Below are 1,128 nucleotides of genomic sequence, written 5' to 3' on the forward strand. Positions count from 1 at the left end.
GCGCCTCTCACGGACTGGGCGTCATGAGGTGTCATCAGGCGTCATGCATGGCGGACGAGGTAGGCCCTGACCTGCGGGATTCGGACTGGTGAACGTCGGCCGGACACCCTTTCGACCGCTGGGGGTCAAGGGGTCGCAGGTTCAAATCCTGTCGTCCCGACAGTGAAGTCGGTTGTAAGAGCGGGCACTTGGGAAACCAAGGGCCCGCTCTTACTGGTTTCCGGGGCCTGTTTTTGGTCCCGGGTGGTCCCAAAATGGTCCCCAGGTTTGGCCGCAGATGCGTCGCCACCCGTTGCTCCAGTGGCTGGTGTGTGGATTGTTCTTCGATCTCAAGGTGAAGTGCGAGATCTCCTGCCGTTTTGCTGGAGCGAGGCGTGGTGGCGCACTTGACCTTCGGTCAAGTGCGCCGACCGCGGGTCAAGTGGGTCAAACTGGTTCATATCGGGGCATTTCTAAGGCCTTTCTGGCGCCTACTGCTTGCCGTGGTGTGACTCGGGCAGCATCGGAGCGGCTTGGGAGCGGCCATTTCGAGGCGATGGCAGTTACGGCGTGTTACCAGCGGCGGGTGATCTGGCCGTCGCGTTGGAGCTTCTCGAGGTGATGAGTGAGGGCTTGGCCGGCCTCCAGGATCCGGAGCACGTCGGGGTGGAAGTAGCGCTGGGTGGTGGTGATGAGCCGGTGGCCTGCGATTTCCTTGAGGATGTGCGGAAGGACGCTGGCGTCGGCCATCCAGGTCAGGCCGGTGTGGCGCAGGTCGTGGCGGCGCAGGTGTTCGTAGCCGAGGTCCCGGGTGACGTCGTCCCAGTGGGTGGCGTCACGCAGGACTGCGGTGCTGATGCGACCGCCGCGCGGGCCGGTGTAGAGGCGGGCGTCCGGGTCGCCTCGCGTCGCTTGGAGCCGCCTGATGATGAGTGGGCGCAACGGTTCGATGATCGGGATGAGGCGGGCGACCCTACCCTTGGTGTGCTTGTCGACCAGGCCGCCGGGAGCGGGGGTGGTCTGTCGGCGGCAGGTTAGGAGCCACTTGTCGGTATTGGGCTTGATTCGCTTTGACGGACACCCCTGATCAGGGGCTTCGGTCCCGGTAAGGATGATGTCCATCATGGAGAGCATGGGGAAGAAGCCGCG

1 protein-coding gene is annotated in these 1,128 nt (G+C 64.1%); it reads right to left on the bottom strand.

The features are described from left to right. Positions 1 to 552 precede the first annotated feature (552 nt). Positions 553 to 1,128, bottom strand: a 576-nt coding sequence (locus ACWDAK_RS41375; RefSeq protein ID WP_427396378.1) for a site-specific integrase, incomplete at its 5' end; no start/stop codon positions are given.

The sequence above is a fragment of the Kitasatospora sp. NPDC001175 genome (genome assembly GCF_053598215.1).